Annotated in this window: 4 protein-coding genes; 1 reads left to right on the top strand and 3 read right to left on the bottom strand. The window is 44.6% G+C overall.

Going from position 1 to position 6,173, the window contains the following annotated elements:
- Positions 1 to 55 precede the first annotated feature (55 nt).
- Together D081_RS08100 and D081_RS08105 are read right to left on the bottom strand one after the other, a co-directional pair.
- The gene (locus D081_RS08100) at positions 56 to 790 is read right to left on the bottom strand and encodes an NAD-dependent protein deacylase (protein WP_085023684.1); all 735 of its coding nucleotides are present in this window, start codon (positions 788 to 790) and stop codon (positions 56 to 58) included.
- A gap of 266 nt (positions 791 to 1,056) precedes the next feature.
- Positions 1,057 to 1,947 (bottom strand): hypothetical protein, encoded by an 891-nt coding sequence (locus D081_RS08105; protein ID WP_143272165.1) that lies wholly within the window; start codon positions 1,945 to 1,947, stop codon positions 1,057 to 1,059.
- Between the two features lie 326 nt (positions 1,948 to 2,273).
- Between D081_RS08105 and D081_RS08110 the strand changes: the two genes are divergently transcribed.
- Positions 2,274 to 4,046 (top strand): M48 family metalloprotease, encoded by a 1,773-nt coding sequence (locus D081_RS08110; protein ID WP_158087606.1) that lies wholly within the window; start codon positions 2,274 to 2,276, stop codon positions 4,044 to 4,046.
- A gap of 180 nt (positions 4,047 to 4,226) precedes the next feature.
- On the opposite strand, the gene D081_RS08115 is transcribed toward D081_RS08110, so the two are convergent.
- The gene (locus tag D081_RS08115) at positions 4,227 to 5,747 is read right to left on the bottom strand and encodes a replication initiation protein (protein WP_085023687.1); all 1,521 of its coding nucleotides are present in this window, start codon (positions 5,745 to 5,747) and stop codon (positions 4,227 to 4,229) included.
- Positions 5,748 to 6,173 lie beyond the last annotated feature (426 nt).

Consider the following 6,173-nt stretch of genomic DNA (forward strand, 5'->3'; position numbering starts at 1 on the left):
TAAATATTATATAAGTGTTTGTTTATTGTTAAAATACAATTATTTTACAATTATCTTACAGCACGCAGGCCTTGAAAACCTTCCCCACAGCGTCATGAATCACAAGGTCGCACCATTCATCTGCTGTAGTAGGAGTCTTGTTTACCACTATAAGGTTCATGCCACGGAAAAACCTTACCAGGCTGGCCGCCGGATAAACCATCAGGGAGGTTCCCCCCACAATCATGGTATCTGCCTTGGAAATGGCCTCCTCCGCATCAATCAGGTCCTGACGGTTAAGGGCCTCCTCGTAAAGCACCACATCAGGCCTAACCATGCCGCCACACTTAGGACAGGTAGGAATCCCCTCACTGTTGACTACAAATTCTGCGTCATAGGTGGCATGGCATTTAACACAAAAATTCCGATGCACTGAGCCGTGCAGCTCAATTACCCGTTTCGAGCCGGCCATCTGATGCAGTCCATCAATATTTTGTGTCACCACTGCCTTCAGCTTCCCCATTTCCTCCAGCTTTGCCAGAGCCTTATGGGCATTATTTGGCTTGGCATCCAAATAAATCAGATTTTTCTTGTAATAATCGAAGAATTCCTTTGGATGATCCTCCAAAAAGGTGTGGGAAACCATTTCCTCCGGGGAAAATTTCTGCTTCAGCTTCCGATTATATAGCCCCTTGGCACTGCGGAAATCCGGAATCCCGGACTCGGTGGAAACTCCTGCTCCTCCCAAAAATACTATGGAACGGCTCTTGTCAATAATCTCCTTGAGCTTCTTTATCTGTTCAGCACCCATTCAAAACCACCTCACAATCACTGGAGATTTTCCGTTTGTCTTAATTTTCATGTATTCTGCATATAAATATAAAAATCCTGCTGATTATTTCGGATAAATAGAAAACACCCGCCATTTTACATGGCGGGCGTTTCCCCTAGGAAGGTCTTATGGGTTTATCAAAAATAGGTTAATATCTTTTGGGTAAGTTTAATAAAATATTATTTTAACATTATATTAATATTTTATTATTGTTTATTTAGTATTATTTAGCTGTTTATATATATCTATACAGCTTTCTTGTAATTGGCCAGGCTGCCTATATCCTTTGGCTCAGGCAGGCTGTCATAGGTGCTCTTGATGGCTGAGAAAAGTTCGGCTTTTCTCTCAGCGCTGGTCTCCGGCTTTCTCCACTCCTCGTACATCTCATGGGTAGTACGGCTGGCTGCCAGAGTTTCCTGGGAATGCACCTGGATTTCAAACGGCTGGCCGGACGGGCTGGTGGCATTTATATGAACTGCCTTGTAGCGGCCGTCCTTGTTGAGGTACTTATTGTCGATTTCATCCAGTGTATACCCCTTTTCCTCAAGAAGTGACACGGTGGCACGAACCTTGCCCGCCATCTCATTATGGTTGACTACCTCGGTATAACGGAGCAGGTCCCCGGTCTCGGAAACATACTCAAAATCCTGCTTTGGTGTTTCGCCGGCCTCAAGAGCCTTGTTGGTCTTGCGGTCAATCTTGCTCTTGACGCTGGAGGCGGTCTTTACGGAATACTCCAGCCCCTCCATGGTGGTGCCCAGCCTGTTGGCTATATCCAGCATATCCATGGTGATACGGGGTTCATTGGCCCTGGCCATGTTGTAGGCCACCTGAGCCCTCAGCTGACAGCCCTCCAGAATGTTATCATTCTCTGAAGCACTGCCGGAAACCACTACTTCACCATCTCTGTTGCGATATGGCACGCCCCCGAGACGCATTCCTTCAGTCAATACAGTGGCGCCGCTGCTCATAAGGGCGAGCTGGGCTGCCGCCGCACTATTTACATTACCAAAGCTGCATGTAAATGCAGACCAGGCCACAACACCGGCTACGAGAAAGGCTTTCCCCTTGCCCAGGTTGTCCATCTTGGTGATTTCAATCATCCGTGATAAATCGTTAATCTTAGAATTTCTCAAATACTTCCTCACTTTTTTAATATAATTACAGACTTCACCAGTATCCATACAGCTTCACTTCCCTTCTGCTTCCTATATAGCTGTGATACCTGACAATGACCCATGGGCCACTGTCCATGGTTAAACTATAGCAAGTTATTCTGAAATTTAGTTGAAAGCTAAAACTTAATATATTGAAAGTCCCACTAATGTGAAATTATCAAAAAAAAGAATTGAATCCCTCTTCTATTATTTATAAAGATAATGACCTCTGAGGATGATTTTCTCCATAAATAATGGTATGATGAATCCTGGAAAAATTAAATGAGGTGATGATTTTGAATAAAATGGATTTACGAAAAAAGGTTATGTATACCATTTCCACAGGCCTTCTGGCCGGTACCCTGTCACTGGCGCCTATGGGAGCTTCCTCTGTGGCTGAGGCCGGTGGCTGGGATATTGTGGGCAGCATTCTCGGAACAGTATCCCAGGCAACTGCCGAATCCGAGGCAGTTCGATATGAGATACTCCGTTGGAGCAACAGCCCCAAAAACCAGCAATCCACATTGGATTCCTCAATATCAAAAAACGGTATTGATACTGATGTAGAGCATAATGAGCGGGTTTCACGGGTATTAAATCAGTTGATCGACCGTGGTAATTATGCCATGGAGCCCAACAGCCTTCCATTCAGATGGCGTGTAATCAACAGTGATGAATGGAACGCCGGCTGTTATCCAACTGACTACATTGAGGTAAACAGTGCACTGGTAAAGGATCTCACCAGTGATGACGCATTGGCTGGCGTATTGGCCCACGAAATGATTCACGGCCTTCACCAGCACATGGCAAATGATGCAGCCCAGCAGGTGCTTTATCAGTACGGTGCAGGCCTCCTTACCATGAATGCGGACTATATTCAGGCAACCCTGTCAAATTATCTTACGAATTATGTTACCATAAAGAATACCTCCAATATTTCCGAGGCTGATGCTGACGAATCCGGTTTCTATCTGCTTGCCAGTGCAGGCTTCAATCCTGGAGGATTTCCTATTGAAACCTGCAGAATGGCCCAGATGGACAAGTCCAACCGCGGAATCTTAACGGAAATATTCACTGGCGTATATGACCATCCGGCTTCCCAGAAGCGTTTTAATCAGGCTGAGCAGCGCATGGAGGAATACGGCTACAATCACGTAAAGGTTAAAAACGGCAATGAAGTATATATTGACGGACAGTATTTAATGACCGCCACCGAGGGCAATGGGCTTGAGGATTGGGAAAATGCCTACCTTATTGCCGGCGGCATAAGCAAGGGTATTCACGACTATCATTCAGCCTATGCCTGGAATTTTGGCTCCAAGGACTTTTTAAACGACAGGGCCTATGATACCCTTAGGGATGCCCTGAGCAATGCTGAGCTTGCCGCCAAATTCCAGACCATGCTTGAAAACGCTTACTCCCTGGATGTCACTGACAAGGAGCACCGTAACACCAAGGTTAAGCTGAAGCAGGCTGAAAAGGAGCGCAATGACAAGATTGCTGCCCACAAGGCTGAGGTCATGGCTCCGGAAAATGCCGGTGCCTACAGGGCTCACTGCGACAGCTACCTTGACATGGAGCTCAATAAGCTGGCCTTCAAGGAGGCAGAAAAGGCCCTCACGGCTGATCCAAACAGCTATATTCAGAACGGCAACATGGCCCGTGCTTACAGTGCCCTTAATGACGATTACAAGGAAAAGCATGATTCCTTCAATGATGAGTACTCCCGGAAGGCCATTGAATTCAACGAGAAGGCCCTGAACATTGCCAACAGTAATTCCATTAATGACACCTACTGGCTGTACACCAATATGGCTCTTTATCAGCAGCAGGCCGGCAATTACACTCTGTCCAATGAAGCTGCCTTAACGGCAATTGCCATGCAGCCTGACAAGGAGAAAAACTATCGTCGCATCGGCTACAACAGCTTAAAGCTGGGGGATAGGGAAGGGGCTATCAAATACTACAAGATGTGCCTTGCCCACGGTGGAAATCTTTCCTCTGTACCGGAGGAAATTGTTGCTGAGGTACAGGCGAACTCTACCACAATTGACGACATTATTTCTGACAACGAATAACAATACATGACCTAATTGTATAAAAGTTTGTCCTGTTACTTATTCACAGGCCAAAATAAAAGGACCCGTAAGGTTTCGGGTCCTTTTTTGTATTAAATAATTAAATTTTAATCACATAAATCCACAGCTTACCAAGTGTTTATGCAGAGTTATTAACAGGCAGCCTGTGGACTGTGTGGATTACTCCAGAATATCTGCAATGGATGTCTTGCCCACAATACTCTGAATTTCGGAAATATTGAGCTTGGCATCCAGGCACTGCTGGAGGAATTCCTTGCTGATTTTCTGGCCATTGACCAATACAGTAAGCACCAGCTGGTTTTTCAGGGCTTCCTTATGGGAATTGGCATGCTCCTCAACATGAGCCACCTTAGCCTCAGGCACGTCCTCCACAGCCTCCAGAATGGCAGCATCCTGGGCCTCGAATGTATCCTTGTCCTCGTCATCCTCAAACTCTGATACATTTAGGTCATCTATTGCTTCTTCAGCATCCATCATGCTGGAGAAATCAGCCTTTTGGTAGCATTCCATAAACTGCTGCTTGTCAATATCACCCAGCAGCTTATCCACCACATCATCATCCATCTCACTGGCTGTGGCCTTGGCCATAATGAGCTCCCGGGCCATTTCACCGATACCGCGGGAAATAAGGAAGTCCTCACAGGCCCTAGCACTATCGGCACTGCCGGACTGCTTCTGCTGCTCGAACAGATCAAACTGCATGGCCGCCTTCTTGGCATTGCCGGCGTAATCGTTTTCAATGGCCTTCCGCATATATGCGGGGATATTCTTGACCCCATGCTGGGTCAGGGTGTACTGGACATTGTCCTTGATGCGCTGGGCAGAATAGCTCCTGATGAGACGTCTGGCCACTATCTTGCCGATGCCGTATTTCAGGAGAATATCCACCAGATCATCCTCCGCCACCGTGAGATTATCCTCAAGATTTGGTGCATCCTCCTGCTTGCTGAGGAAGAACTTAAAGCCGGTAATGGTGCGGCTTGGCTTGATTTTTTCGTATTCAATAAAATATGGAGTATGCTCGTTTATATCATTTATGGAATAATTAATAACCGAGCGGATAAAAACTGATACATTCAAATACTTATCCTCAGGAATACCCATGAAGAAGCGCAATTCCTCCAGGGTAAACTTACGCTCAATAACCCCGGAGGTCTTGAACTTTTCAATGCCCTGGTACTGCAGCAGCAGCTCCAGCAGCTTGATGGAATGGGTTGATTTCAATGAAAAGATTGAGCTGGCAGCGATCTGGGTATATGGCTTGTCAGCCAACTCCAATACATAAGGAGCAAAATCCTTGTGCAGCTCTATGGAAAGCATACCCTTGGCCTTATCAAACTCAAATTTAGGGAATGGCACTACAGATACCAGCTTGCCTTTTTCCTCATTATCCTGCAGCTCTACCTGAATGCCCTGAAGGTTACGACAAAAGCCCTTCAGCCGTGAATAATACACGTTGTTGCCACCAAACATCTTGATGACATCCACCGAAGGGATACTTACCACCTTATTTTCTGTTGGCTCCCCGGCCTTCAGCTGGGGTCTTAGGCTGGCCAATGCCATATAAAACAGTCTGGCCTCCATTAAATTGGAAAAGAAGGACGCAGATTCGATCAGGGTATTGGCCTGAATGATTATCTGTTTTGTACTTCGCTTATGACTACTAAGTTTTGTATCCATCCTTTTATACCTTTTTTATAGAAAGTATTGTTCAAATGACCTTATTGTATCATTCTTACGCGACCATTATAACATTATCTGAGTGAAATGTATAATACTTTTTGATATTTTTTCAAGAAATGTTACATCTAAGTCGTGTATTGTCACTTCCCATGTTTTCTGGTCTCCCGTGATTTATTATCGTGATTTTTCATTTATACATGACCATATTGTATAAAAACCTTTAAAAATCTATGATACAATTCGGTCATATATATACTAAAATGTAACAAAATTTCAAATAGATGACTGAATTGTATCCTTAAATTATCATATATGACTAAAATGTATCATTATATTCTATTTTTATTGTTGATTTAAAGATACAATCAGGTCATGTATTCTAATTTTATGATACAATATAGTCATGTATAGGCTATTTATTAC

Source organism: Anaerovibrio sp. JC8 (genome assembly GCF_002100115.1).
GTDB lineage: Bacteria > Bacillota > Negativicutes > Selenomonadales > Selenomonadaceae > Anaerovibrio.

Coding starts and splice junctions, on each gene's coding strand:
- D081_RS08100 (WP_085023684.1), bottom strand. CDS start 790: ATGGGTGCTGAACAGATAAAGAAGCTCAAGGAGATTATTGACAAGAGC.
- D081_RS08110 (WP_158087606.1), top strand. CDS start 2,274: ATGGATTTACGAAAAAAGGTTATGTATACCATTTCCACAGGCCTTCTG.
- D081_RS08115 (WP_085023687.1), bottom strand. CDS start 5,747: ATGGATACAAAACTTAGTAGTCATAAGCGAAGTACAAAACAGATAATC.